The following is a 26,070-nucleotide window of genomic DNA, read 5'->3' as shown; positions in this document are numbered from 1 at the left end:
GTTACTCCTGCCAAGCGGCAAGCAAGCGTTGAATGCCTGCGGTGAACGAGGTATCCGCAGGGGAGTGTTTATGGATGATGATGGATGCTGTCGCGCCGACTCGCAGTTGAATGTCGTCCGGTACTTGATCCAGTGTCAGTCGAACCGGGATGCGTTGCGCTAAGCGGATCCACTGAAACGTCGGGTTCACGTTCGGTAACAGGGAGACACCGGTACTGCCATCGGTTTTTGCAATGCCGTAACCAATACTGTCAACGTGCGCCGCCAGAGGTTGATCCGGGTACGCCATAAATGTTACGTGGGCGTCAGTGCCTGCCGCGACATCCCGAATATCGGTCTCTTTGAAGAAGCCTTCAATCCAGAAACTGTGCTGATCGATCAGGGCCACCACGGGTTGGTTCGCCACCACTTGGCTGCCTACACGTAACGTCAGGTTGGTAATGTAGCCATCCACCGGGGCTTTGACGGTAGTGAAACTCAGATTGAGCTTGGCTTCTTGTAACGCAGCGTCTGCCACCAATACGCCGGCTTTGGCCGATTCAACGGCGGTATTGAGTTGGTTCAGCGTTAGTTGAGGCACCGCACCAGGCTGACGGCGAGATAAAGAGTGGCCACGGCGGGATTCATCTTGTGCTTTTTGCAGTTGTGCATGGGCTTGCGCCACGCTGGCTGTGGCCTTGGCAACCATGGCTTCATAGGTACGCGGATCAATTTTGAATAACTCATCACCGGCTTTGACGGTCATGTTGTCATGGATGGGCATGGCAATGATCGGGCCGGTCACACGTGGGGTGATCTGTACAATCTGCGCGCGGATTTGTCCGTCACGCGTCCAGGGATTGTCGAGATATTGCTGATATTTCCAGCCAATGGCAGCCAGTGCCGCAACAACAAAGAGAAATGTGAGAGTAAAACGTTTGATCACAAAGAGACTCCGAAAGCATTAAGACGGAAAAAAGAGGGTGCCGATAAACAGGGCGTAGAGAATGGTCAGCGACAGCTCTACCAAAGGCGGACTCACTATGTGTCTAAACCAGCGAAAGCGATTGAGCAGCCGCACACTGAGTGAGGTACAAATCAGCCCGAGCAGGGCGGCAACCAATAAGGGCGGCAGATAAATATCGCCGATGGCAATTTCTTTCGGGAATGCGGCGAGAGGCATGAGACTTTCCATTAGCGGCGCCTGAGCAGACGCAGGTTGAAACAAAGCGTGATCTTAGTCACTGCGTGTAATAAGAAAAAGATGCTCTGGTGGAATACAATCGAAACTCATAGTTTCTAATGTGCTACTCTACTCGGCGCTATTTGTTGTTAATTGGCGTGGTTTCTTGTCCGAGGTTTGCTGTGTGTGGACGGGGTTTGTTGTGCATGGTGAAGTGGTGTCGGGGGAGGGATTGTGATTGAAAGAGAGGCGCTGAGCGGGTATGGACCGATTAACCAGTATTGAAATTTTTGTGCGGGCCGTTGAGCTGGGATCGTTTGCGGCGGTCGCGGAAGAGCGGGGGATCAGCGCACAAATGGTGGGCAAACATGTCAGAGGGCTAGAGGCGGATGTGGGCGCAACCTTGCTGGCCAAATCCACCCGTTTTCAGGCACTGACGGCAGCCGGAGAGCAGTATTACAACCGATGTATCACGATTTTGGCGGAGCTGAAAGCGGCGCAGGAAGACATTTATAAACACCTGAATGAGCCATGTGGCCGGATAAAAATGGCGTGCAGTGTGAATGTGGGGATCTCTGCATTGGCACCGGTATTGGCCCGTTTTCAAATGCTGTATCCCAAGTTAGAGATTGACCTGACGTTGGATAACAACCCGCCAGATGTGAAAAAAGAAGGCTATGACGTGATTTTTCGTGATCGCGTTGAGGGTTATGAGTATTTAGTCGCGACCAAATTGTGCAGCTATCCGATGGTCTTGTGCGCGACTCCGGCGTATATCGCCCGCGCGGGCATGCCTCGGCATCCGGACGACTTAGTCCAACATCAATGTTTGCAAAGTCAGTACCCACTGGCTTCACAACATTGGCGTTTTAATGAGAAAGGGCGCTTTATTACCCCTAGGGTGGCATCAACCCTCACTATGAACAGTGGACAGGCGTTACTGGCGGCGGCATTAGAAGGTGCCGGGATCACACTGCAGCCGATGTTTCAGGTCGCGAAAGCGTTAGAAACGGGTGAGCTGCAGGCATTGTTAACGGCCTATCCCGTTCCAGAAGTGGATTTGTATATGATGTATAAGCCATCAATCAGAAATACAGCCCGCTTAACCTTATTGCTGGATTATTTGCGAGAGGCGATACAGGAAGCGCAGAGTGGGCGATGACTAATATAAAAGGCAAAAGTTAGCGGGTGTGTCTTGTTATCTGGGCAAAATGCCAAATTTAATCATGCCAATACTCGCCGGTTTATACCACCGGCAGGGTATCGACAATGACAGACGTTGGCGTTTTTAACAGTTGTCCCGGAAATAAGGTCAGCCAGCCATTGCAGCGTGCATATTCTATGAGTGATGCACGATTGGTGACGCCACAATCGGCAAAGCGTGCAATCAGATTGGCAATTTGCTTTTCAACCGCCTTGGGTGAACGGTGGATCAATTGCGCAATTTGTTTCGTTTGTCGGCCCCTTAATAGCCAAAAAAGCACGATTTCTTGTGAAGCGGTAAGCGTGATGTTATCCGGTCCGCCCGCTGTGGATAATATAGAGCTATTGGTATCAAGTGCGATCACTTCGGCACGAGACGCTAAGTAAACCAGCGATTTTAAATTGACGGCTTGAAACTGCGTTCCCCATACTTCGCCGTTAATCACAACGGGACGTTTGCTAAAGGTAAAAATATCGTGACCATGCGCATAATTATGAATATCAATGGTGGTCACCGTTTTATTTTGCGCCATGGCTTGTTGGTCTTGTGCAACAAACTCGGCCGCAAACTGCGCCGTATCACATGGCAGATCACTATCCGTTAACCCCGCGATATCGTGAGGTGCGTTAACCAATTTACGGTAAGCCTCATTCGCATAAGCGAAATACCCGTCTTTAGACTTGAGGCCTGCAGGAGTGGGAACGGTCTCTAGCATGTGAATAAGAACAGAGAGATATGTTTTTTCGTCTATTTTCACAGTTCTATTTTATCAATTTAGGTGTAAAAGGAAGTAGGAGAAATCCCCCTTTTTTGGGTTTAAGTCGGTGCCATCACAAGAAAAAATGAGCTTATGACGGGACGGTTTGGTAGCCAGCCTGGCGAAAAAGAGCAGCATGATGCGCGTTAAGAGGTGAGTGTTTGTGCTATGGAGATATAAATAACATAGAATAATTTTCTCTGTCATTCATTTCGACGCGATCTCTGTCAAATTATTGTCAATTTAATAACCGCAATCGTTCACGCATTATTGCAGTGAAATTGAATGGGTAAATAAAGATATATTTTAGATGTATATTTCAATAATGCTGGCAGGTATGAAGAGTGAAAAGGATGCGCGAGGCATAATAAATCTGACTTTTATGATGAATATACAATGCCAATGCGCCTGTGATTGGTTATGCATTCAATTTAATAAAAATATCAATAAAAAATTCCGCGTAATATATGAAGAAATACATATATAAAAAGACAGATATAAAAATGATGGGGATTAATGTCGAACAATCGACAGAAAACCGAAAGGGTCAAATAGTGTTTGGTGTTACATTTTTGCTTGTGTGTGATTTTTATAGGGATAAATAAAAATACTGTCTACTCACCGTGTATTTCTTCAGTGTCAGCTTTTTTCATTTTGTCTTAATAATAAGATTCTGTCTCGACGCCTTGCTTGAGTGATTGTCTTTACTGACTTTTATGGGGAGAGGCTGAGCGGTTCATCGCGGATGCGAGCAGCAGGCCGTGGCAGGATAGCCGCAGGGAAAGGGGAGGCTGTTATGCTTTATTGATGCCACGGCATATCAAAGAAGTGATAGAGCGAGCAAAATACTATGATGAAAAAGTTGTGCTGCCTGTTGTTCATTCCTTTCCCTTTGATCGCCTCGCCAGACAAGTACGCAGATCGCCTTGCGAAAGAGGTGTATCAGGCGGCAGATCTGGCCAATGTAATGGCTTTTGATTTGTTCCGCGATGGCGTGAAAGCCTACATGGATGAGGCCATTGGTGCGAACCCCAACTTGGTGATCATTGATTACAGTCGTCCTTCTCATCAGCGCCGTTTTTATGTGATTAATTTACGTGACAAAAAGTTGCTGCATCACACCTATACCACGCACGGTGTGGCCAGCGGGATGGCCTTTGCTGAGCAGTTTTCCAATCGGCCACAATCCAAGCAAACATCTTTAGGCATCTTTAAGACGGCTGAAACCTATCAGGGGAAATTTGGTTATTCACTGCGGTTAGATGGGTTATCGGCGGGGGTGAATGACAACGCCCGGCGGCGGCATATTGTGATCCACGGGGCGGAGTATGCCTCACCAACGTTTTTAGCCAAGCATCAGTACATCGGCTGGAGTTGGGGATGTCCGGCTTTACCGCCCGAAGAGAACCGTCAGATCATCGATGCCATCAAAGGAGGCAGTGTGGTGTTCGCAGCATACAGTCGTATGATGGCTGAAAGGCGCAAAGCATCAGGTGCTGGTCAGAGAGAGAATAGAGGGAAAGAGGTTGCCATTAATGTGGCGCAGCAGACACAACCGGTATTGTCTTATGAGGACGTCGCATTTGGTGATGAGACGATAGCGGAGCGCGAGAAGGGGAATACTCCGTGAAGGAAAAATGCCCCTCTCCGTGTACGAGTATTAGCAAGCAGGTTGATTGCTAATACAGGTAAAGTATCAAGGGGCGTGATAGGCCGGTTTTTAGTCTGCGTTAAGCTTACGAGGCTTCGACTTAGCGTGCCGTTTCCAGAATGCGACGGCTTTCCGTCAGGGTCACTTTACCGTGTTCACCCAGTGCCGCCATGCCGTTTTGCTCCAGGCTCGACACAATCACATCGATATCGTTATCACCCAGCTCTACATCGCTCAGGGCAGTCGGTACTTCCATCTGCTTAAAGAAGGCGATAGTGGCCGCAATCGCCGCATCGATACGCTCATCAGCCGTGCCTTCCGTAATACCGAAGATACGCGCGCCGTATTGCAGTAGTTTCTCGGCTTTGTCTTCACGACGTGCTTGCATCACCGCTGGCAGCACAATGCTCAGGGTACGGGCATGGTCGATGCCGTAGTGGCCTGTCAGTTCGTGTCCAATCATGTGCGTGGTCCAGTCTTGTGGGACACCCACACCGATCAAGCCGTTTAGTGCCTGAGTGGCAGTCCACATGATGTTGGCACGTACGTCCAGATCATTTGGTGTTGTCAGGGCTTTCGGGCCTTCTTCAATCAGGTTCAGTAGCAGGCCTTCGGCAAAGCGATCTTGTACTTTGGCATTCACTGGGAACGTCAGGTATTGCTCCATCACGTGTACATACGCATCCACGACACCGTTAGCCACCTGACGTGGTGACAGGCTTAGCGTGGTGCTTGGATCCAATACCGCAAATTGTGGCTGTACATGTGGAGTCATGAACGCCAGTTTGGTGGTGCCGCGTGAAACAACCGCGCCCATGTTGCTTTCTGAACCCGTCGCCGGCAGCGTCAGTACACACGCCAATGGCAGTGCGTGTGTCACGGTTTTCTGCTGAGACAGAATGTGCCACGGATCGTCGCCTTCATAAGTCGCAGCCGCTGCAATGAACTTGGTGCCATCAACCACAGAGCCGCCACCGACTGCCAGCAGGTAATCAAAGCCTTCTGCTTTAATCATTTCTACCGCTTTCATCAGAGTATCGTACTGAGGGTTCGGTTCAATGCCGGCAAACTCACCCCAGTTATGACCGCTTAGCGCTTGTGCGACTTGTTCGTATACACCGTTGCTCTTGATGGAGCCGCCGCCGTACAGCACAAGCACTTTTTTCTCTTTCGGGATGTCGTTGGCAATCGCAGCGATCTGACCATCGCCGAAATGAATGCGTGTTGGGTTGTGGTAAGTAAACTTGTCCATGAAACATCTCCAGTGAAAAGGGCGTGCCGACAGTATCGGCAGCCATATTGTTATCTCTGCTTAGGAGTGTAAGTCAGCACGGGGAAAAAGGGCATGCTCATTTCTGTCTATTACTTGCCTATTTCTACTTAATTGTTCGATTGCTCACTGTTTGATGGCGCAGAGGGGGCAAGGATATTGCAACCTTGCGGGGCTTTGCGTATTGTCACGGATAGCCTCATTAGGCCAGTCTCAGAGCGCGATCAAAAAGGAATACTCATGGCATTATCTCGTCAGGCGTACGGTGAAACATTGTGTGAATATTACGGGTTGCAACACGGATCCGGTATTGTTGGCACCGACTTACCCGGTGTGCGCCTGTTTCGTATCGAGCAATACCATAAGATGACGCCCCAAATGTATCAGCAGGGTGTGGTGGTGATCTTACAAGGCAACAAGATAGGCCATTTGAACGAATACCAGTTTCGTTATGATGAAGAACATTGCCTAATCGTGGCAACGCCATACCCGATTGCCTGTGAGACATTTGCGTCGAAAGCGGCTCCGTTGATTGGTTTGGATATCGACTTTGATTTAACCATTATCCAAGAGCTGGTGGATGCGGTAGAGCAACATGGCGTGGCCGATCTGCCTTGGTCACAAGATTCGCACCGTGGTGTGGCCGTCACGGCAATCACCCCGCCGATAGGGGAAGGGATCTGCCGTTTGTTAGCCTGCATGTTGGATCCGTTGGATGCCAAAGTGTTGGGCGCCCAGCGCATGCGTGAGTTTTACTATCAGTTGCTCAAAAGCGAACAAGGTCATGTGTTGGCGCAATACTGTAAGCAGGACAGTGCACTGGCGCGGGTGGCGAAAGTGATTAACCACGTGCAGGTGAATTTTGCCGACAAACTGACGATCAACGAACTGGCCGATATGGCTGGCATGAGTGTGTCGGCCTTCCACCGTGCCTTTAAGCATGTGGTGACCGATCCACCCCTGCAATACATCAAAAAGATCCGCCTCAACAAAGCCAAAACTCTGATGGCCCAGGAAGGGCTGCCCGCCAGTGTGGCCGCAATAAAAGTCGGCTATGAAAGCCCAACCCAGTTTAGCCGGGAATTTAAGCGTTACTTCGGCTTACCACCAAGCAAAGCGGCAGAAATTGGGTACGTTTGAGGTGCATCCATTTTAATAGTTGTCTGCCTATTGCATTGGTTACGGATAGAAAGACAATGAATGGAAATGCTTTTTACGTGCTGATAAAGTGCATATTTACAATATGTTACATAAAAAATGCGGCGAGCATAAAGAGAAATTGTTCCGAAATAGCGTTCTATTTACAATCAGCCGATTTTTCTTAAACGGATTGTAAGATGTTGAATGTAGATAATTTTAAAAAGTCACTTGTTGCTTTGTCGCTGGCGGTGCTCGCAGGGTGTGGTGGTAGTGATGGCGATGGTGAAAAGAGCAGTGGCTACACGAACGAGCAGGTGGCGAGTGCAGTAAAATGTACGAACCAAGCCGAAGGTGGTTTATGTGAAAACAATATGCAAGGGGAAACGTGGGATGTCGCTGACTCTACAGAAGAGTGTAGTTTCGGCATCTACTGTTTTGAAGACGGCCATGATGTTCCTGAAACCCCGGCATTAACTCGATTCCCGAAAGAACATCTGATCCCGGTTTATTTTCGAGAAAAGGAAGACCAGCGCTTCATTAACTCAATGAACCACATTGAGAGTCTGGTTGGTTATAAGATGTTTGACCGTAAAGGCGTTGTGACGATTGATATGTCTGATCCAAGTAATATCGATCTTGCGCACCTAGATACCAAGTGGGGTCTGATCCTCAGTCAAGGCACATCAGCAGGAGATATGAGTGGCAGTGGATATTGTAGTCTGGGCAACGTTGCTGTCGGACCGTATGTCACGACTCCAGGATCCTATATCGTTTCTACAGACTACGGCATCAAATATCCAGCTAAGGAATGGGGTCGTGATGGTAATTTCACATGGGTGAATCTGGATAGTCTTCAGGGCGCCAACGGTGGGAAAATCACCTGTAATGGAACGGCACCGCAAGATGTAGCCACCCACGAGTTCGCTCACGCATTAGGTATGCACAATCACTTTAGTGGGTTCGGATTTGATGGTGCATGGGGTAAAAATGCTGAGCGTGTTTTGAAGACGATGTACAGCGATCAAAATCTACCTGGGCAACCTTTTGATAGCCTATTTATCGAAGACTAATTGAATTCAGTGCGCCTCCCAATGGGAGGCGTATTTTTTATAGATGATATCCCCAATCATCTTGATGTAGCTTGGCAATATATCGTCATCCCCATTGCGAAAATAATACTCTGCTCTAGCTGAAACACATTTATTTACCTTCATTAATAAAAGCTTACATATAAAACACTGTTTTCTATTTTCAGGTCTCATTCAGTTTCAGGATGTTAAGTTTATTCCATCAAACAGCCACGGCAACGTGGGGAAAAATATAAATTACATCACAATAGTGAGGATGCATTTATGAAAAAGTACGCTGTAGTATCAACTGTTATTATTTCCGCTCTTTCTGCTACGCCTGCTCTTGCAAATAATGCCGATTGGTTTGTCGGTGGTGGTATCGGTTATCAAAATGACGCCGTAAAACAAGATTTTGGCATTGCTGATTCATCGAAAAATGCAGAAGACATGACCTATCAATTACGCGGTGGTGTGATTTTGAATGATCAACACCGTATCATGGGTACTTACAGCTATTTTAATGATGATGTGAATGGCTTAATGGGTGAGCGTGAGTTAACGCAGAATATGTTCTTGGCGTCTTATGATTACCTGATCCCAGTACACCAGAATATCAATCTGTTTGCCGGTGTGTCCGCAGGCTTTGCTGATAACACCTTTAAGCACAAAGCGAGCGGGACAAAGGTTGATTCCACCGACTTTGTATGGGGTGGCCAGGTGGGTGCTCAGTACAAAATTGATCAGAACTGGTCGACCGATCTGACCTATCGCCTGCTGGATCAAGACTATGACAAATTGGGCACAGAAGTGGATTACACTCAGCAAGTGGTCTGGTCTGTTGATTATCGCTTCTAAGGCTTTCTCTCTAATAATGTAGCAACCGTTTTTCATTGATGTCCGTTATTGGGAGGGGAAGGATTCCCTCTGTTTTTTTGACCGCAATGAGACCCTATCAAATAAATGCTCGCTGGGATGATGGCGAGCATTTATTTATCTGCAGGTATTATTTTGCCCCGCAAGTAAATTATTGCAATAAGACGGATTAATTCATCAAAAGAGCTTTTGATGGGTAATTAAATGGCGTGACTGTGTCGAAATAGTCACCGTTATGATTCCATAAGTGCTTGGAAGTTCAGCTTACATTCAGATTAAAAACATTGTTTTCTATTTTAAGTTTCTGTTCAGCTAGCAGGCGTATGGTAATTAGCGAACCACAAATAAATCTATTTTTCTTCATGAGCGGTTAGCAAGAAATGACTAGCCCTCGGATGGAATAAGGAATAAAAAAATGAAAAAAATTGCAGCAGTTTCTACAATCGCGCTATCTATTTTGGCCGCTTCTCCAGCGTTTGCCGCAGATACTGAATGGTTCGTGGGTGGTGGTGTTGGTTATCAAGAAGATAGCGTAAAAGGTGCTCACGACCAAAACGGTGAAGATGCGACTTATCAGGTACGTGGTGGTGCGATCATCAACGATCATCACCGTGTAATGGGTACATACAGCTTCATGGACAAGTCTCGCCAAAATATGTTCTTGGCATCTTACGATTACCTGATGCCTGTACACCAGAACATTAACCTGTTTGCGGGTGTGTCAGCCGGTGTGGCAGACAGCAAAATCAGCGGCGAAAGCGCGACTGACTTCGTATGGGGTGGCCAAGTGGGTGCGATGTACCAAATCAACGAAGATTGGAGTACTGATCTGACTTACCGTTACCTGGATCAGGACTACAACGAAAACAGCACTAAGATTGACTACTCTCAGCAAGTAGTATGGTCTGTTGACTACCACTTCTAATGAGTGATGCATCTGGACGGCATCGTCATTGAGAACAGTCATTAAGAACAAGTAAAAAGGGAAAGTATCGGCTTTCCCTTTTTGCGTCTTTTATTTCCGCATACCGCATACCGCATACCGCATACCGCATACCGCATACCTCATTCCATGCCTCGTCCCTTCTTTTGCCTGCTTGCCTGTTTGGTTATCCCCGGCTGCGTTCCAGCAAGTTTTCTTTATATTGTGCGGGTGTCTGTCCCCGTTGGCGCTGAAACGCCTTGCTGAAACTCTGGCTGTTGGCATAGCCCAGCGCGGTGGCAATGTCTTTGATGGGCATATCAATCTGCATGTATTTAATGGCCTGATTACACAACACGTAATTGGTGATAGCAGTAAAGCTCCAGCCTAAGTGGTGCAGGCGACGTTGTAATTGTTGCCGAGAGAGCTGCAGACGTTCAGCGAGAAAATCAAGCTGAGGGTAGCCGTAATAACGTGAGTAGTTGATGAGCTCATAAAACACCTTAGCCGTATCGTGGGGTTGCGGCATGTTTAAAAATTCATCCATCTCAAGATTCGATAACATCATCGGTCGGTTGTATTGAAAGGGATGAGTGTTGGCGTGCTCCAGAATAGAAATATCCAGCCAGACTTTGGTTTGTGGGGCGTTCCACGTGATGCTACAGCCAAAGAATGCCTCAAATTGCCCCGCGTCACTGCCGTTCTGATAGCCACAAGGTGGGCCGCTGATCTCCACATTCAGGGGCACATAATGCTGTCCCATGAAATAACGCAGCGCATTGGTGAACATGATTGCCATGCGTAGGCTGTCGTGCAGGCGGCCACGTCCACGGGCGAAGTGGTTGTTATAACACCATTTGATGATGTTACCTGATTGCTGCCCATAAAACGTTGCGCCTGACTGCAGGCAAGAGGTGCCGTAATTAATGCGGCGAAAAGACAGGGATAAATCCGGCGTGGCGAGAAACCACTGCCCCAGTCCCCCCTCTAAATGTTCAAAGGTGAGATCGGGCGCTAACGTCGCTAAATACGCGGGATCATCAACCTGTGTTTCGATGTCTTCCAGCAGGGTGTTAACGTCCACAAACGGGATTAATGTCATCGGCCCATCAAAGACAGAGAGGGGAATAGTGCAATCGGATAACGTTAAACCGTAGTGCTTGTTAAGCGCTTTGATGATTGGCTGCATGAATAACGTGCGAATAAAAGCGATATCAAATTGCGTATCTGGCAAGGGCATGATGTACACCGTAAGTGATGTTGTACAAACGAAATGGAGTCTCAGTGTATCAAAAAAGCATGTTTATTGATTTATTTAGGCATTAAAAATCACAGCGATCACTTTTTTCTGCACACTTCCTCCCATAACTACAACGCATAAGTTGATGCAATTATAAGAATTTAAGGAGAGGAACAATGAGCCTCGTCAGCATGCCTTTTGTCGACAGTGGGGTCGATACTGCGCTTCATATTGTCGCTGCGGTGATCTTAGTCGGATCCATTGCCGCCGCCGCGTACGGATTTTGGCGTATCCATGAATTACCGATTCAAAAAGCGCACACCAAAGAGCATCACCAACTAGGATTGATCACCGCCTTAACCTGGATAGGGTTCATCTGGCATTGGGTGTGGGTACTGGCGGTGTTTATCGCTTTTGTGGATGGCGAACAAGCCCTGCGCCGTATTCGCGATATCTGGAAAGGTGATGACAAGATGGCGGATGAGCCAATCCAGGCATCTGCCACGCCAACCACCCCGAGTGCATCGACCGTGATGACAGAAAAGGAGGCGGAGCATGCTTGAGGGATTAGCCGTATGGGCACTGTTCATTTACCTGTTACGCATGGTCGGGATGCCATGGAATAAATTCACCCAAGCCTTTGCTTACATTGGCGGCGGTAGCTGGTTACTGTTTGTGTGGGTGGGCTTGATCACCTACGCACCGATGGATTTGTCGGGCGGCTCTGTCGTGCAGTCTCCGCACATTCAGTTGCGTCCTGGCTCCACCCAAATTAAGGGGCACGTAGATGAAATTCTCGTGCGTCCGAACGAAGCCGTCACCCAAGGGCAGTTGATTTATACCTTGGATGACGCGCCGTATCAGATTGCGCTGAACAAAGCCAAAGCCGAGTTGCATTCTGCACAAGTGGCGTTGTCGATTGCCAAAGAAGATGTACGCATTGCGGCTGAAAATCAGCAAACATCGCTGAAAGATATTGAAATCTCAAAGAATCAGCTGGCGGCCGCCAAAGAAGATTTGGCATACAAACAAACCACGTTGCAGCGTTACCGTGAACAAAACCGTGTGGTGAAGCACACCATCACAGAAACGCAGATGGATCAGCAAAGTACAGCGGTAGAGTTGGCCAAAGCCGATGTGGTGACTCTCGCGTCACAGCTGGAAAAAGCCAAGCTGGCGGCAAACCGCGCCAAGCTGGATGTTGAAAAAGCCGCACTGAACGTCAACAGCCGTGAAGTGGCGGTGGATACGGAACAAGAAAATGTCGCGCAGGCGCAGTGGAATTTGGATAACACCAAGGTTTACGCACCAGCAGACGGTTATGTGACTAACTTCATCATGCGTGAAGGTCAGTATGTGGGCGTGATGCCACGTATGCAGATGTACACCAATGAGAAGTATGTCTTGATGCGTGTTAACCATCAGGCGATCCGCAATGTGAAAGTGGGTCAGCGTGCAGAATTCACCTCGGCGGTGTATCCGGGCAAAATTTTCAATGCGCAGGTAGAAGGCATCATTGAAGCGACCGGTGAATCACAGGGTAATTTACTGGGCCGTGATGACAACATCCGCCAGACGACAGGCCAAAATGCGATGAACAAACATCACTTTGTGCGCCTGAAGCTGGATGAATCAGCAGGGTATGACATTCCAGTCGGCTCGGTGGGGCTGGCGTGGATCAGTGCCGAGAAGCCAATCAGCTTCCTGCAGTTCCTGGATGTGATTCGCGGCATCATCATTCGTATGAAGTCTCAGATCTACTACATCTGGTCGATGTAAGCCGTATCGAAGCACTTAAATACAGTTCGCAAATAACACATAGCCAATAACAGAAAGAAGAACACAAAACGCGATGGCTTAAATCCACAAGGAGTGACAGGTTTCGAGTCCCTGTCCTCCTGCCTTTTACTACGTTAATGCTGACCGTAGTTGCTGCAATTTCTTATTATTGAAATTGCAGCTTTTTTTTATCTGCAGATTACTGATATAACCACTGCCTGAGAAAGGATGATCGTGAGCAGTGAGCAGATGAAAACGGGTAATCAATCGAAAGCCATCAAGGCAAGCCGAGGCGCTAAACGAGCTGTACTTGCGCTGTGTATGGCCGCTTTTACCGTCAATGCGCAGCCGCAAGGGGATGCGCGTACCGTGATCCAGCCGGGTGCTACGGTACAAGACGTTGCTTCACTGCCTTATGCCTTTGATTGTTCCGCGTTATACCAAGAGACGCTGACGTATTGCCTTGATCAGCAAGCCTTCTTGGGCATTGATGCCAACCTGCTGGTGGTGCATTTTCACGATGAACAGGTCAGCCGCCTTGAATGGCAGTTACCACTCACCCAAGCCAGTTATACCTCTGTACTCAATGGATTACGCAAAGACGGTTATAGCTATGCGTGGCTGTTTGTGGATGAAGGCAGTCATGAAGCCTCGCTGGATGTGTTAGCGGAATTACCGTCGTTAACGACAGAAGCGGCACGCAATCAGCTTGACCAACGTATGTTCAGGCTCGCCAACCGAGGGGATTTTCGCACCCCGCGTACCTACCATTTTGTTGATAGGGAGACATTTTCTCTCGCTCAGCAGCAATCCATCACCGATACGCTAAATTGGCTGCCAAGCCAACCTAGACCGTGGGTAACGGTGCAAGTGGACGGTCAGCAACTCACTGTTATCGTGAATGGGTTATAAAATCGCAGGGCATGTCGCTATGCTTAGTGCGCGTTCTGTATTGGGTGAATACACTATTGAGTGTGGCTGACAGTGTGCAGACCGCCAACGTGGATAAATTGAAATGAATCAAACTCAAACGACGTCATCTGTAATGAAAGAAACCGCAATAAAACAAGCTCCAATAAAGCAAGCTCCAATAAAGCAAGCACTGCTCATTGCCGGGGCAACCGGATTAGTGGGTAAAGCGGTGTTGAAAGCCGCCTTGGCGGATCCAAACACGGATCACGTGTATGCGTTATTGCGCCGTCCTTTGGACATAGAAGACGCCAAATTCACCCCGTGGATCAGTGACGATTTAACGCCGCCCGAGTTATCCGCGAATGACATAGCGCCAACCGTTGGCGTGATTGCGCTGGGTACGACAATCAAAAAAGCGGGCTCAAAAGCCAATTTGCGCCGTATTGATGTGGATTTGGTCGTGAACACTGCCACACACATGCAAACGCTGGGCGTGAAACATCTCATCATCGTGTCCTGTTTAGGCGCTAACAGTAAGGCAATGTCGCATTATCTGCGCTGTAAAGGCGAGATGGAGCAGGCGGTAGAAGCCTTGGGTGTCGAGCGCGTAACTTTCTTGCACCCAGGGCCATTAGCGGGGGATCGAGAAGAACATCGGCAGGATGAAAAGTGGCTGCAAGCGACAATGAAATGGGTGAAGCCGTTGATGGTAGGGCGTTTGAAAAACTATTTGCCAATTGAGGCCAATACTGTTGCGAAAGCTGTTATGGCGCAGATCCAAACAGCGCACGCAGCATCGGTTGAACGTTTAGACAGCATTGCCATGACTGCCTTAGCCATGACAGCCTTAGCGGACGGTCAGTCCGACTAACGTAGCGCGAACCTTGACTACACTTTACAGCGATACTTTAACCAATACTTTTACTGATACCGTTAAACATCAGCATGGGAATACGATGAATCCAGCAGTTGTCAAAGGTGGCTTTATTGCCGCCGCATTAATGAATTTTGGTGGCGTATTAATTTTGTCGCGCTTTTTCACCAACACCGCCATTAATGAGGCGGATCCGGTCGTGATGTCAAACTTTGGTTTGCTGATGATTGTGGTGTGGGGCTTGGCATTTCTGGGCGCCGCTATGGTTGAAGGAAATGTGAAGTGGCTAGCGGGCGCCTTCGTGATTGAGAAATTGGTTTACGTGATATCGTGGGTCTACTGGTTTGCCAATAATAGCCTGCCAGCGGTGTATGACGCCGATTTGTTTGCAGGTGTGTTTTACACGATTTATGGATTGAATGACTTCATCTTCATGCTGTTTTTTGCCTGGGTGTTTACGAAGAGTTCATGAGGGCGCACAGTCCTAATCTTGCCGTAGGTTTTTCTCCATCGCGATTGGGGTGGGGAAGCGTTTGACCACCCAATAGGTGGACAGAATAAACGTCGTGATGGTGGTGATCTGAATAAACAGCGCCGCTTGTTGCGACAGCAATTGGGCTTGCATGGCCGCATAGGCCACTAAAAATGAAAACTCACTGGCTTGGCTTAATCGTGCGCTTAACTCATGGCGCACGGTGGGTTTTTCCTGCGCCCATTTTAAGGCCAGCGCAAAGCCGCCGTATTTAACGGCAATCAATATCGCCCCCAACAACACGCCTAACAGGCTATAAATATTGGCCTGAGTGATATCAATCCGCGCGCCAATGGCAAAGAAAAACAGGATCAAAAAGAATTCGCGCAGCGGTTTTAAATGCACCGAAATAGCCTGTGAAACGTGGCTGACCGCAATCGAGATCCCCGCAATAAATGCCCCGCTTTCATAGGATAACCCGACCTGATGGCTGAGCTCTGCCCACAGAAAACACCAGGCTAAGGTCGTGACAAAACTGTACTCCTGAATCACATCAAAGCGGCGAAACAGCGGCAAAATCACGTATCTTACCCCCAGAAATGCCAGCAGGCACACTAACGCAAATTTGCCCAGCATCAGGGCGAAGCTCAACAGCATCACGTTGCCGTCGCCCAGGTTCTCGCCCATATTGAGGAAAATGATCACACTGATGGCGAGGATATCTTGTACCAGCAAAATACTGGTGATGATTTCCCCCATCCGTTTGTGGTGCAAGGTCGTGGTCGGAATGAGCTTCAAGCCAATCACGGTACTGGAAAACATCAGTGCCGCGCCGATGATCACCGCATCCAGCCAGGAAAAGGCGATGGCTAAGCAAAACAGGGTAGTGAAGGTAAAAAAGCAGGCGCACGTCCCCAAGGTGATGAGGGCACTTTCCTGAAATAGCGAGAGGAGCTTTTTCGGTTGCAAGTTCAGGCCGATCAGAAACAGCAGTAGGATCACCCCGAGGTTACCGATTTGGGTGATGTTTTCGGCGCTGGTGACCAAATTGATGCCATGCGGGCCAATCAGAACACCGGCCGCAATGTAGGCCAGAATGATGGGTTGGCGGGCATACAGAAAGAGCGTGCCCAGCAGCGCCGCACTGATGATGATGGCACATAACTCGAAAATTAAGGGAGCTAACTCATTGTGCATCGCCGCCGTTCTATATCCGTTAGAGCCAATGTTAAGTGTGGCTCAGAATGGCGATTTTGGCTTGCGCGATACCAGATACTGTCGATACCGCGCACGTGTGCCATGTCCCTCTTTCGTCGCGCCGTTTATATCCTTGGTTGATACTTCGCGTTTTCTACACCGATCGCAGGCAGAATGTAGTCGACCAGCAACTCAAAGGGATAATCTTCGTCCTGACCGATGTACGCGCCCGATGTCATCACCATAATGAGCTGGTAATCTGGAAGGATCATCATTTCTTGTCCGCCCGCCCCGCGCATGGCAGCGATCTGAATGCGCTCACCGTTTGCTTGTGTGATTTGCGGGAACCACCAGTTATGGCCATACGCGATGGTTTTCTTCGGCCAGAATTTACCTTTTGGTTGCAGGCTTTGTGCCGCCCACTCTTCAGAGAAGATCCGCTGACCCTGCCACACCCCCCGGTTGAGGTAGAGCTGGCCTAATTTGGCTAAATCCCGCGAGCGCAAATATAAGCCGGAAGAGCCGAGATAATCCCCGGTGACTTCATGGGTAAACCAATCAAACTGCGTGATCCCTAACGGGCTAAACAGCGCCTCTTGGGCATATTGGCGTAATGATTGTTGGGTCACCTGTTCAATGGCTCCGCCGAGCAACACACTCATCGCACCTTGATAGACGAACGGCTCGCCGGGAGGGTGAGCCATGGTTTTGCTGTGCACATAGGCGTAAGGGTCGTCAGACAGCCACATGTTCATGGCATCACTGTTAGCGACATACCATTCCTGCCAGTTCAGGCCACTATTGAAATTGAGGGCATGGTTGAGTGTCAGGGCTTGCTTTTGTTCCCTGTCAGCCATTTCGGTGTGCGGGTAGAAGTCCAGCAACGGGGTGTCGGTATGAGCAATTTTGCCTTGATAGAGTAAGGTCCCCAGTAGCGTGGCGGTGATGGTTTTTGTGATGGAACGCATCTGGTGAGGCGTGTCGGCCGAAGGCGGGAAGGGCTTGGGCATCGGGGTACCGTCATGGGCGCTTCTGACCGGGTAATACTGTTCAAAAACCAGCGCATTGTTGCGTGCAACCAGTAACGATTGCACCCGCTTGGATTTGCGATGGGTCACCGTATTGTGCAACGCAATTAGCGGTTCCGGCTGAAAACCTTGTTGTGCCGGGGGCTGGATGGCCCAGTCATGCGTTTGCGCGGCTTTTGTCCAGGTAAAGGTCGCCATATCGACACGGGGCGGCGCATAAATGATCACCAGGACAAAGGCGAGGATCGCGATGGCAAGCACGCCGTACAGCCATTTCCATACCGTGCGATGGGGGGCAAGACGTGGAGGTGTATCAATAGTCATTGGCTTCTCCCTATGGGAACATGCGATAAAAAGAGGGGGGATTAGAGAAGTGACAGCCGGCCGTTTTGGAGATCAAATATCCCGACCGACGCCTTATCGGCGGGCAGCTGGCCTAAGCGTTCTCCACGCGGGCCGATAATCACACTGCGTCCCATGCCACGAATGGCCGGATCATTGAGCGCATACGGCCAATTGCACTGAATCACATAACACTGTAACGCCTCGGCGATGGTCGCCGCATTGGCATAAAAGCCTTTGTATTGCGCGCCTTCATTCACCTGCATGATGTAACTGGGCCACAGCAGCACCTCGACGTGTTGGTGCTGCAGGCTGTGGATCACACAATCCACATCTTCTGCTTCCCGGCACAAGATGGTGCTCATGTTTATCCCGTCGAGCGTCATTATTGGGCGGCTGCCGTGGGCGGGATCGGCAGCATCGAAAGACAACCCGCCAGCAGTGAAATAGGATTTCTCGCTGTCAGTCAGGCCGATTTTATCCCACTGCGCCGCGATATGGCCTTGGCGATCAATACACAGGTAGCGGTTGAACACCTGATAGCCTGATTGAAAAGGCAGCCCCAAACAGAGGTTCACCCTATAGGCATAGGCGAGTTGGGCCAGCTGGTCGAGAGCGCGTTCTCTGGCAACGGGATCGGCTTGGCTGCGGATCTGGCGGTGAAACCCGCTCAGGCTTAACTCTGGGAACAAGAACGTATCAACGGCGTGATAATGGTTGGATACGGTGCGACATATATGGGCAAGGTTGTCTTCAATGGTCCAACCCATGGGCAGTTGGACGATGCCTATTTTCACGCGGTGTTCCTTTTAACGGCTGACGGTAATGTGTGTGGATAGAATGGCTTAGCTCAAGTCATTGAGCATTTTATAAATGCGAGTTCAGTATCTACCCCGCCTATAGCGTGAACAAGCGCGAGAGAAAGAAAGCATCGTATTGCTCTCAGCATTTTGCAACGGCCGAACGGGGTTCACAGCGAGCCGGAAAGTAAGGTGTATTGTGTGGATGGAGCACAAAGAGCGGTTCTTTTCCTCAATTAGCAACATTTCGCGTTTATACCTAGTATTTGCCCTTAAAATCAGCATAATCTGAGCTCATATTGCTAGAAGGAAAAATGACGATGGCGACTTTTCAATACTACTTTCACAAACTGCCTTGCTTTGACTGTAAGAAAACGCAAGTAGATACGGATCTGGGCTGGCTAACTGAAGCGATGAAAGACGAAATCGTCGCGCAAGCAACAGCACTGATGGCGGCTGGCAACGTTGAACCTGACTTTGCGGTAAACGTAACGTGTGCAGAAGAAGACGCACGTGCTTACTTGCTACTGAACTACTACGGCTACTCTGAAGAAGAGTTGGCGAACAACGAAGTAGAAGCAGACGACGAGCAAGCGGTAGCGGAAGAGATTGCTGAGCTAGAAGGCAACCTTGTTTTCGAACACGAAATCGCACTACAGAGCTGCACAGACTGCGGCGAATAAGGCGAATCGCTGATTAAATGAAGGCGCTGTTTTCACGAACAGCGCCTTTTTTGTATGCGGTGTATCTTAGATTTGCCCCAAAGTGTTTTAATTTGGTTTATCAAGAGATACAAGCATCACCTCGTTCGTCCTAGAAACTTTTCGTCAGAATTGTATGTGTGGGTAATAAGCCATTAAAAAATATGTATTTCAAAAGGTAAGTGGTAAATGTGCGCTCACTGGCATGTTAATCTAAGTGCATATGTGATAGCTTCAATTATTTTTAGAATGTAAGCACCTTCACAGTATGATTAATCTATACAATAAAGTCTTGTCGCAAGTCCCAACTAGTTTGAGTCCAACCGAAAAAGTAACGTTTTACTCGAGTGTATTACGTTCTATTTTGCAAGTTGCAACACTAACATCATTGGAACGCTGTTCACGGTACTTGCCTGAGAATGAGGTGGACCTTGAGGCATCATTAAATCGGATGCAACAGCCATCTGATGGTCTACCGGTTGAAATCATTGAATCTATTTTGCCAAGTTTGAGAACTTACGTAGACAGAAACCTCGCGCACGGATGGTATAAAGAAGGGGGGGGGGGTTAAAAAAGGTCTAGGCAATAAACTTGGAGAATGGGTTCAATTTAGAAATGATGCTGTTGGTCACAGCGTGCTGTGTGAAAAAAATGCTTCTGAGTGGTCTGTAAAGACCCTGGAGTTGGTGGAGTTATCTTTGAGCACCCTCGGTGACTTGCTGCCAAGCTATGACAAAAAAAATCACCAATTGACTATTGGAAGCGACGTTGTTTATTTCCCATTTGTTAACGCAGAACTACCTTTAGTAGTTAGAAAGATTATCTGCAACAGAGGCGTATGGGAGCTGCAAGGAAGACACCTGTCGAGATTGGATGCGAGTAAAATTGTGCTAGAGCTGCATGAGAAATGTATTTATTTGCAGTCAGACCATTCAAACAAGGAACCTTATAATTTCTCTGAGCTAGTTGAAACCACGGAAGCTAACAAACTACATAGTTTTCTACACAATATCCCGAGACGGCAGACAGCTATATTCGAGGGACGCAAAAAAGAGTTAACTAAACTCTCAGAGTGGCTTAATGACGATGATGAACGAGCTTGTCTTGTATTTGGTGACGGGGGGTTTGGTAAAACAACGTTGGTACTAGAGTTTTTAAATCGCTTGCTAGAAGACAGGGGTGAGCTTAACAAACCAAGGCCTCAGGTAATCAGCTTTTACTCAGCTAAAATGACACGTTGGACAGAATATGGACTTATTCATCTAAAAAGCGTTGCTGGTGCTATGGATGAGTGTATCCGAGAATTAATACGAGCTTTTGAGCCTGTACTGACGAAAGATTGGTATGAGGTAAGTGATGATAGGTTGATTCAAAAAGCTGTGAACTATCTCAAGGAACAAGGTCTTGATAGAAATGATGTGCTTTTTGTGTTTGATAACACTGAAACAATTGCCACATCTACTCATGAAGTAGAAAACTTAGGTGAGTTTCTTCAAGCTGTTTCAAAGAAAATTGGTAAAATGATAGTTACTTCGAGAAGAAGAGAATTCATTAATGCAACGCCAATCTCAGTTAAAGGATTGGATGAGGGTGAATGCATAAACCTATTAATGAGACAAGCTGAAAACTTTGAGGCAATGCCTTTAATTCAAGCTGGTGAAAAAAAACTTAGACAAATAAGCGGGCAATTGATGTACAAGCCCCTGCTCATTAGTTCTCTCGTTAAACAGATTAGTTTAACTGGTTGTAGTATAAACAATGCACTTGACTCTCTTCTCAAGAAGTCAAATGGTGAATTGCTAGAGTTTTTATACGAAGATGCTTGGGCACGTATGACTAAGGCTCAACAAAGGGTTTATATGTTGCTGGTTACGGCAGAGAGCCCTCTGGATCACTTTTCAGTTTCTGAAGCGTGTAAAATGATGGCAATCCCATTGACTGAGTTTCATGCAACATTCGATGAGACATATTTTGGTTCACTGATGAATCACGGTGAGAAATTTAGTATTGAACTCGAAGAGTTGTCCTGTAGGTTCTTCAATAAAAAGGTGAATGATTTGCCTGAAACAGAAAAGGGCAGGTTAATTGAAAGCGCTGAAGAGCTTGATGCTACAGTTACTCAAATTCACAGGATTGAAAGCGAGTACAAATCAGATCGGATAGTTGATGCGTTTAGAAGTCCATACGCTAAAGCTGCTCGTACACATGTTAGGAAGAAGGAATATCCAGAAGCTCTAGAAATGTATGAGTTAGCAATGGAAGAGGAGCCACTAAATTCGGCGCTAATCGATAGATTCGCCTGGTTTTTATACCATAAAATATCTAGTACAGAATCTAAACACCGAGCTGAAAAGCTTTGGCGTGAAGCTATTAGAATAAATGCTTCAAACTGTGATGCTCTTGTCAACTTAGCAATTATTAGATATAGGAATGATGATCTAGTTGAAGGAGACTCACTTCTTGACTCTGCAAGACAGTTGTCTAGAACGTTCTCTTTTTGTGCATTAAATAAAGCCAAAGCAAGGTTATATTATTGGCAAAAAAATAAAGACCATAAAGATTCTGAGAAGAGGTTGTTAGAAGCCGCTAAGTTTCTAGAGGATGCTAGAAAAAAATTAGATCCAACTGAGCAGTATTTCCGGAAAAACCGCGATGAAATTAATGCATTAGCAGCAAAACTTCAACATATTGCAATACGGAAAGGTTAATGTTTTGATGGTTTTATCAGTTCAGCCAGAAAACAGCTGATCCTTTTCAAAGGGAAATTTGTTTCGTTTTTGGGGGCGGTGGTTCGATCATACGCCCCAATAGATTTGATTGGGTAGTAGTCTCATAAGTTGATTTAGACGTGATTTCCCTAAAACTTTAGAAAGATTAGCTATAGCTTAGCCTTAGCTTATGTGAACTTATTCGAAGCAAGTTGGCTTGCTAACTCGAAAGTGTCCAGGGGGCTGTCAGCGTGATCGTTGCTGGCATGTTTGTGATCCAAAGCGAGTTAGAAACAGCAAACGCTTTTGTCCAAAAACGTGTTACAACACCAGTCCAATATCGCGACCCAACTTCCCAACATGACGCTCACACCGTGAGCGTCATCATTCAGGGCAATCCAAAGACAGTGTGTCAGCGTGCGCTTACATCACACATTCTTTAGCGGCTTGTGCCTTTTCAACCCCTTGTTCGATCAAGGTTTTGGTTTCTGGGTTGCCGATGGTTTCCATCACTTTGGCCATCATCTTTTCAGCGGTAGATTCAGACGACATGTCCACCAAGCACTTGTACGCGTTCGCGATGTGCTCTTGAGTGTTGATCAGCACTTCAGGATCGCTGAAATCGGCGTTCAGGGCTTCATCAACCGCAAGGATCAGCGCTTCTGCGGATTTGCTCGCGTCACCCAGTTTTTCCAGGTTCAGTTCGCCCAAATCTACCGATTCCATTTTCTCTTGCATGGTATCTACCGCGCTGTTGGCGGCATCTTGTGCTTTATCAATCGCTTTGTTGGCTTCTTCACAGCCAGATAATGCTGCAACCAGCATCAACAATGAGAGCGTTTTTTTCATCATCTTTATTTCAACTTCCGAGAAAGGGAGAGGCTATTGCTGGGGACGTCTGCCATCCACGTACCCATTGCTCACCCCGTGCGGTGACAGAATATGGCAGTACCGATAATCGACGCTATGCTATTTCACTCTTATTCATCACACAATCAGTAAAATGTAACGGTGTAGCGCAAGTGCATAAGAAAGACGGCACAAAATGGGGGCGACAATGTGCTTGGAAAGTTTCGTACACGATGGATTTGCGCGCTTTTTATGCGACTCAGGTCACAAATAATATACCGTCACTTGTCCTGTATAAGTGAAATGGTTAACCTTGCTCGCGTAATGATTCTCAGCGATACGGATATCGCACTATACTTCTTTCCTTTACTTCCTTAGCTGCGGGCAGATTTGCCCGCTTTTTTTTACACATTTTCCTTGGTGTGCGTCCTTCTCTCACGTTTCCCTTTTATTCATTCCGCTAATCTTTCGTACTCTCTGTATTTTGGCGTGAGGGATAGGATTATTTTGTTCTGCTGGTTGAGTTTTAGAGCTAATACTCTAGAATCAACTTATCTGGCCAATGCCTCTGGCTTAACTCCTGCCTTACCTCATGGCTAAAAGGTTCATAATGAAAATAAAACCCGTCGCAGCACTCATAAGCTGCATGATGATGTGGGCGCCGCTCGTCAGCCACGCGGCCGATGCCTCTGGCATCACACCATCGACTGCTCCGTATCAGCCTGTTTTGTCGACATCAGCGCCGGTTTCAAGTGCCGATGCGCGCATGAGCCACCCTGTCAGTTTTGTGGATGCGTGGCAGGCGGTGGTATCCGGTAACGATGGACTGGCCGCAGAACGTGCTAATGTGGATCGCTACAAACACATGGAAGATGCTGCCAGCGATTTGAACTTGCCGCAGATCACCGCGACCGCGAAATACACGCGTTTGGACAAGGCGGTGGAAATCAAGCCCACCGATTTAATTGAAAGTATGCCAGCCGGTGATGCCATTTCACGTTTGGCCCACTCTTTGGGTGTCAACGGCTCGCAACTGGATGCGCTGTTTACCTCGCAACTGACCGACCGTGATGTGTTCACCAGTTCGATCCGTGCAATTTGGCCGATTTTTACCGGTGGCCGTATTAATGCCGCGCAAGACATTGCCAAAGGCCAAACTGAAGAAGCCCAGTACCTGCTGGCGATGAAACAGCAGGGCACGTTTGAAGATTTGTCGAAATTCTATTTTGGTGTGGCGTTAACGCAGCAAGTGCTGGCGACCCGCATTGAGGTGGAGCAAGGGCTGAAAAAGCACTGGCAACATGCCCAGAAGTTGGAGCAGCAAGGCCAGATCGCCAAAGTGGAACGTCTGCAAGCCCAAGCCTCGTATGACAAAGCGCGGGTAGAGCGTCAAAAAGCTCAGCGTGAAATGGAAATCGCCCAGGTGGCGTTAACCAAGTTGCTGCAATTGGACACGCCTGCCGTGCCGTCTACGGCGTTGTTCATTAACCCGTCGCTGCCGCCGATGAGTGCGTTCATTGAAAAAACGCTGACCGATTACCCGGGCTTGCACATTCTGGATGCCAAGAAAAAACAAGCGACCGGTTTAATGACCGCCGAGAAGGGCAAGTACTACCCGGAAGTGTATTTGTACGGTAACTACAGCCTGCATGAAGATGACACTTTAGCCGCGAAAACTGCGCCGGATTGGGCGGTGGGCGTGGGGGTGAATATCCCGCTGCTGGATAACTCGGGTCGCTCCGGCAAAGTGAAAGCGGCGCACAGTGCGATGAAGCAGGTGGATTACCTGCGTGCACAAGCCGAGCAAGATTTGTCGGTGCTGGTAGAGAAGACCTACCGCGAAGCGATGCAGGCATTGGAAGAGTACAACGGGTTGGCGTCGAGCCTGTCGTTGGCGCAAGAAAATGTCTCGCTGCGTGAAAAAGCGTTTAGCCAAGGGCTGTCGACATCGCTGGATGTGGTGGATGCCGAGTTGTATCTGGCCAGTGTGAAAACCCAGCGTGTGGCGGCGGCTTATCAATATGTGATCTCCCTGACGCGCCTGCTGGCCGTGAGCGGTGAAATTAATCAGTTCCATCAATATCAGCAATACCAAGGTGTAGAGGTACAGTCATGAGTCAGTTAACGTCAAAAGCCGCTAAGTTAGCCGTGGTTGTGCCTGTCGCCCTGGTGGGTTGGCTGGGTTACCACTTTTGGAATGCGTATCAGCCAGAGCCGGTGCATTTGCAAGGGCAGATCGAAGCGCAGCAGTACAGCATTTCGTCGAAAGTGCCGGGACGTATTGATCAGGTTTGGGTACGCAAAGGGGATCATGTTGAAAAAGGCGATTTGATCTTCTCGCTCCTGAGCCCGGAAATTGATGCCAAGCTGGAACAGGCCAAAGCCGGTGAGCAAGCGGCAGATGCCTTAGCAGAACAAGCTGAAAAAGGCGCGCGTACACAGGAAATTGCGGCGGCGCACGATCAGTGGCAAAAAGCCAAAGCGGCGGCAAGCCTGATGGAGAAAACCTACAAGCGCGTCGATAACCTGTACAAAGAAGGGGTAATGGCAGAGCAAAAACGCGATGAAGCCTTTACCCAATGGCAGGCGGCGCAATACACAGAACAAGCCGCTTACCAGATGTATGCAATGGCCAAAGAAGGGGCGCGCGTAGAAACTAAACGTGCTGCACTGGAAAAAGCCCGTATGGCAGCAGGTGCGGTGGCAGAAGTGGAAGCTTACGTGGCAGATACCAAAATTGTCAGCTGGTTTGATGGTGAAGTGTCACAAGTGCTGTTGCACCCGGGTGAGTTGGCGCCACAAGGCTTCCCGGTGGTCAGCGTGATGGACATGAACGACGCATGGGCAGTGTTCAATGTGCGTGAAGATGCGCTGAAAGATTACCAAATGGGTCAGTCGTTTGATGCGGTGATCCCGGCATTGGGCGATAAAACTTACACCTTTACCGTGACACATGTGGCGGTAATGGGTGACTTTGCCACATGGCGTACCACGGATCCGGCCAAAGGCTTTGACATGCGTACCTTTGAAGTGGAAGCGCGTCCGGCGCAGCCGATTGCCGGTTTGCGCGTGGGCATGAGCGTGTTGGTTGAGTCAGCCCAATGAGTCAGCCATCGACA

23 protein-coding genes and 1 pseudogene are annotated in these 26,070 nt (G+C 48.3%); 15 read left to right on the top strand and 9 right to left on the bottom strand.

Going from position 1 to position 26,070, the window contains the following annotated elements:
* Position 1: 1 nt before the first annotated feature.
* Complete coding sequence (locus tag ABT58_RS08605; RefSeq protein ID WP_047873981.1) at positions 2 to 925, bottom strand: HlyD family secretion protein; 924 nt, start codon at positions 923 to 925, stop codon at positions 2 to 4.
* Between the two features lie 18 nt (positions 926 to 943).
* Positions 944 to 1,174, bottom strand: coding sequence for a DUF1656 domain-containing protein (locus ABT58_RS08600; protein WP_082211031.1), 231 nt, complete (start codon positions 1,172 to 1,174; stop codon positions 944 to 946).
* A 250-nt stretch (positions 1,175 to 1,424) separates the two neighbouring features.
* Between ABT58_RS08600 and ABT58_RS08595 the strand changes: the two genes are divergently transcribed.
* Positions 1,425 to 2,324, top strand: a complete 900-nt coding sequence (locus ABT58_RS08595) for a LysR family transcriptional regulator (protein ID WP_047873979.1) — start codon at positions 1,425 to 1,427, stop codon at positions 2,322 to 2,324.
* Positions 2,325 to 2,406: 82 nt separating this feature from the next.
* Here the strand turns inward: ABT58_RS08595 and ABT58_RS08590 are convergent, their stop codons facing one another.
* Entirely contained in the window at positions 2,407 to 3,123 is a 717-nt protein-coding gene (locus ABT58_RS08590) for a helix-turn-helix transcriptional regulator (RefSeq protein WP_229821722.1), read from the bottom strand.
* 853 nt (positions 3,124 to 3,976) lie between these two features.
* Between ABT58_RS08590 and ABT58_RS08585 the strand changes: the two are divergent.
* Positions 3,977 to 4,579, top strand: a pseudogene (locus ABT58_RS08585) (murein L,D-transpeptidase catalytic domain family protein); the annotation flags it as partial.
* A 295-nt stretch (positions 4,580 to 4,874) separates the two neighbouring features.
* On the opposite strand, the gene ABT58_RS08580 reads toward ABT58_RS08585, so the two are convergent.
* A complete protein-coding gene (locus ABT58_RS08580) occupies positions 4,875 to 6,026 on the bottom strand; it encodes an iron-containing alcohol dehydrogenase (protein WP_047873977.1) in 1,152 nt (383 codons plus the stop codon).
* A gap of 258 nt (positions 6,027 to 6,284) precedes the next feature.
* Here ABT58_RS08580 and ABT58_RS08575 point away from each other — a divergent pair, with 258 nt between their 5' ends.
* The 4 genes from ABT58_RS08575 (at position 6,285) to ABT58_RS08555 (ending at position 10,052) form a co-directional block, all read left to right on the top strand.
* Positions 6,285 to 7,184, top strand: a complete 900-nt coding sequence (locus tag ABT58_RS08575) for an AraC family transcriptional regulator (protein WP_053063031.1) — start codon at positions 6,285 to 6,287, stop codon at positions 7,182 to 7,184.
* A 197-nt stretch (positions 7,185 to 7,381) separates the two neighbouring features.
* Positions 7,382 to 8,254 (top strand): hypothetical protein, encoded by an 873-nt coding sequence (locus ABT58_RS08570; RefSeq protein WP_047873976.1) that lies wholly within the window; start codon positions 7,382 to 7,384, stop codon positions 8,252 to 8,254.
* Positions 8,255 to 8,536: 282 nt separating this feature from the next.
* Positions 8,537 to 9,109 carry a porin family protein gene (locus tag ABT58_RS08560; protein WP_047873974.1) on the top strand — a complete coding sequence of 191 codons (573 nt, stop codon included), beginning with the start codon at positions 8,537 to 8,539 and terminating at the stop codon, positions 9,107 to 9,109.
* A 433-nt stretch (positions 9,110 to 9,542) separates the two neighbouring features.
* Positions 9,543 to 10,052, top strand: coding sequence for a porin family protein (locus tag ABT58_RS08555; protein WP_047873973.1), 510 nt, complete (start codon positions 9,543 to 9,545; stop codon positions 10,050 to 10,052).
* Positions 10,053 to 10,236: 184 nt separating this feature from the next.
* Here the strand turns inward: ABT58_RS08555 and ABT58_RS08550 are convergent, their stop codons facing one another.
* A complete protein-coding gene (locus ABT58_RS08550) occupies positions 10,237 to 11,289 on the bottom strand; it encodes an AraC family transcriptional regulator (RefSeq protein WP_047873972.1) in 1,053 nt (350 codons plus the stop codon).
* Between the two features lie 176 nt (positions 11,290 to 11,465).
* On the opposite strand from ABT58_RS08550, the gene ABT58_RS08545 reads away from it, so the two are divergent.
* The 5 genes from ABT58_RS08545 to ABT58_RS08525 all read left to right on the top strand — a co-directional run bounded on the left by ABT58_RS08545 (position 11,466) and on the right by ABT58_RS08525 (position 15,326).
* Positions 11,466 to 11,852, top strand: a complete 387-nt coding sequence (locus tag ABT58_RS08545) for a hypothetical protein (RefSeq protein ID WP_047873971.1) — start codon at positions 11,466 to 11,468, stop codon at positions 11,850 to 11,852.
* Complete coding sequence (locus ABT58_RS08540; protein ID WP_047873970.1) at positions 11,845 to 13,068, top strand: HlyD family secretion protein; 1,224 nt, start codon at positions 11,845 to 11,847, stop codon at positions 13,066 to 13,068. Before ABT58_RS08545 ends, ABT58_RS08540 begins: the two co-directional genes overlap by 8 nt.
* Positions 13,069 to 13,317: 249 nt before the next feature.
* A complete protein-coding gene (locus tag ABT58_RS08535) occupies positions 13,318 to 13,980 on the top strand; it encodes a hypothetical protein (protein WP_146147264.1) in 663 nt (220 codons plus the stop codon).
* 103 nt (positions 13,981 to 14,083) lie between these two features.
* Positions 14,084 to 14,851: an NAD(P)H-binding protein gene (locus ABT58_RS08530; protein WP_229821718.1), complete on the top strand. Its 768-nt coding sequence runs from the start codon at positions 14,084 to 14,086 to the stop codon at positions 14,849 to 14,851.
* Positions 14,852 to 14,936: 85 nt separating this feature from the next.
* Positions 14,937 to 15,326, top strand: a complete 390-nt coding sequence (locus ABT58_RS08525; protein WP_047873967.1) for a hypothetical protein — start codon at positions 14,937 to 14,939, stop codon at positions 15,324 to 15,326.
* A 12-nt stretch (positions 15,327 to 15,338) separates the two neighbouring features.
* On the opposite strand, the gene ABT58_RS08520 is transcribed toward ABT58_RS08525, so the two are convergent.
* The 3 genes from ABT58_RS08520 to ABT58_RS08510 form a co-directional block, all read right to left on the bottom strand.
* Positions 15,339 to 16,523 (bottom strand): cation:proton antiporter, encoded by a 1,185-nt coding sequence (locus ABT58_RS08520; protein WP_047873966.1) that lies wholly within the window; start codon positions 16,521 to 16,523, stop codon positions 15,339 to 15,341.
* Between the two features lie 125 nt (positions 16,524 to 16,648).
* Entirely contained in the window at positions 16,649 to 17,875 is a 1,227-nt protein-coding gene (locus tag ABT58_RS08515) for a serine hydrolase domain-containing protein (protein WP_047873965.1), read from the bottom strand.
* Between the two features lie 41 nt (positions 17,876 to 17,916).
* Positions 17,917 to 18,690 (bottom strand): carbon-nitrogen hydrolase family protein, encoded by a 774-nt coding sequence (locus ABT58_RS08510; RefSeq protein WP_047873964.1) that lies wholly within the window; start codon positions 18,688 to 18,690, stop codon positions 17,917 to 17,919.
* Between the two features lie 323 nt (positions 18,691 to 19,013).
* On the opposite strand from ABT58_RS08510, the gene ABT58_RS08505 reads away from it, so the two are divergent.
* Positions 19,014 to 19,376 (top strand): hypothetical protein, encoded by a 363-nt coding sequence (locus tag ABT58_RS08505; RefSeq protein WP_047873963.1) that lies wholly within the window; start codon positions 19,014 to 19,016, stop codon positions 19,374 to 19,376.
* 716 nt (positions 19,377 to 20,092) lie between these two features.
* Entirely contained in the window at positions 20,093 to 22,102 is a 2,010-nt protein-coding gene (locus ABT58_RS08500) for an ATP-binding protein (RefSeq protein WP_146147263.1), read from the top strand.
* A 423-nt stretch (positions 22,103 to 22,525) separates the two neighbouring features.
* Here the strand turns inward: ABT58_RS08500 and ABT58_RS08495 are convergent, their stop codons facing one another.
* Positions 22,526 to 22,951 carry a hypothetical protein gene (locus ABT58_RS08495; RefSeq protein ID WP_047874072.1) on the bottom strand — a complete coding sequence of 142 codons (426 nt, stop codon included), beginning with the start codon at positions 22,949 to 22,951 and terminating at the stop codon, positions 22,526 to 22,528.
* 610 nt (positions 22,952 to 23,561) lie between these two features.
* Between ABT58_RS08495 and ABT58_RS08490 the strand changes: the two genes are divergently transcribed.
* Positions 23,562 to 25,067, top strand: a complete 1,506-nt coding sequence (locus tag ABT58_RS08490) for a TolC family protein (protein ID WP_082211030.1) — start codon at positions 23,562 to 23,564, stop codon at positions 25,065 to 25,067.
* On the top strand, positions 25,064 to 26,056 hold the full coding sequence (locus tag ABT58_RS08485; RefSeq protein WP_047873961.1) for an HlyD family secretion protein: 993 nt from the start codon (positions 25,064 to 25,066) through the stop codon (positions 26,054 to 26,056). Before ABT58_RS08490 ends, ABT58_RS08485 begins: the two co-directional genes overlap by 4 nt.
* Positions 26,057 to 26,070: the final 14 nt, after the last annotated feature.

It is taken from the genome of Photobacterium aphoticum, assembly GCF_001029435.1.
Taxonomy (GTDB): Bacteria; Pseudomonadota; Gammaproteobacteria; order Enterobacterales; family Vibrionaceae; genus Photobacterium; species Photobacterium aphoticum.
This window is presented reverse-complemented; position numbering and strand designations above follow the sequence as displayed.

Bases quoted from the DNA above. Each gene is read 5' to 3' on its own strand.
- ABT58_RS08535 (WP_146147264.1), top strand. From the start codon at position 13,318: ATGAAAACGGGTAATCAATCGAAAGCCATCAAGGCAAGCCGAGGCGCT.
- ABT58_RS08515 (WP_047873965.1), bottom strand. From the start codon at position 17,875: ATGACTATTGATACACCTCCACGTCTTGCCCCCCATCGCACGGTATGG.
- ABT58_RS08495 (WP_047874072.1), bottom strand. From the start codon at position 22,951: ATGAAAAAAACGCTCTCATTGTTGATGCTGGTTGCAGCATTATCTGGC.
- ABT58_RS08525 (WP_047873967.1), top strand. From the start codon at position 14,937: ATGAATCCAGCAGTTGTCAAAGGTGGCTTTATTGCCGCCGCATTAATG.
- ABT58_RS08545 (WP_047873971.1), top strand. From the start codon at position 11,466: ATGAGCCTCGTCAGCATGCCTTTTGTCGACAGTGGGGTCGATACTGCG.
- ABT58_RS08530 (WP_229821718.1), top strand. From the start codon at position 14,084: ATGAATCAAACTCAAACGACGTCATCTGTAATGAAAGAAACCGCAATA.
- ABT58_RS08595 (WP_047873979.1), top strand. From the start codon at position 1,425: ATGGACCGATTAACCAGTATTGAAATTTTTGTGCGGGCCGTTGAGCTG.
- ABT58_RS08505 (WP_047873963.1), top strand. From the start codon at position 19,014: ATGGCGACTTTTCAATACTACTTTCACAAACTGCCTTGCTTTGACTGT.
- ABT58_RS08550 (WP_047873972.1), bottom strand. From the start codon at position 11,289: ATGCCCTTGCCAGATACGCAATTTGATATCGCTTTTATTCGCACGTTA.
- ABT58_RS08560 (WP_047873974.1), top strand. From the start codon at position 8,537: ATGAAAAAGTACGCTGTAGTATCAACTGTTATTATTTCCGCTCTTTCT.
- ABT58_RS08540 (WP_047873970.1), top strand. From the start codon at position 11,845: ATGCTTGAGGGATTAGCCGTATGGGCACTGTTCATTTACCTGTTACGC.
- ABT58_RS08575 (WP_053063031.1), top strand. From the start codon at position 6,285: ATGGCATTATCTCGTCAGGCGTACGGTGAAACATTGTGTGAATATTAC.
- ABT58_RS08485 (WP_047873961.1), top strand. From the start codon at position 25,064: ATGAGTCAGTTAACGTCAAAAGCCGCTAAGTTAGCCGTGGTTGTGCCT.
- ABT58_RS08570 (WP_047873976.1), top strand. From the start codon at position 7,382: ATGTTGAATGTAGATAATTTTAAAAAGTCACTTGTTGCTTTGTCGCTG.
- ABT58_RS08520 (WP_047873966.1), bottom strand. From the start codon at position 16,523: ATGCACAATGAGTTAGCTCCCTTAATTTTCGAGTTATGTGCCATCATC.
- ABT58_RS08600 (WP_082211031.1), bottom strand. From the start codon at position 1,174: ATGGAAAGTCTCATGCCTCTCGCCGCATTCCCGAAAGAAATTGCCATC.
- ABT58_RS08555 (WP_047873973.1), top strand. From the start codon at position 9,543: ATGAAAAAAATTGCAGCAGTTTCTACAATCGCGCTATCTATTTTGGCC.
- ABT58_RS08490 (WP_082211030.1), top strand. From the start codon at position 23,562: ATGAAAATAAAACCCGTCGCAGCACTCATAAGCTGCATGATGATGTGG.
- ABT58_RS08580 (WP_047873977.1), bottom strand. From the start codon at position 6,026: ATGGACAAGTTTACTTACCACAACCCAACACGCATTCATTTCGGCGAT.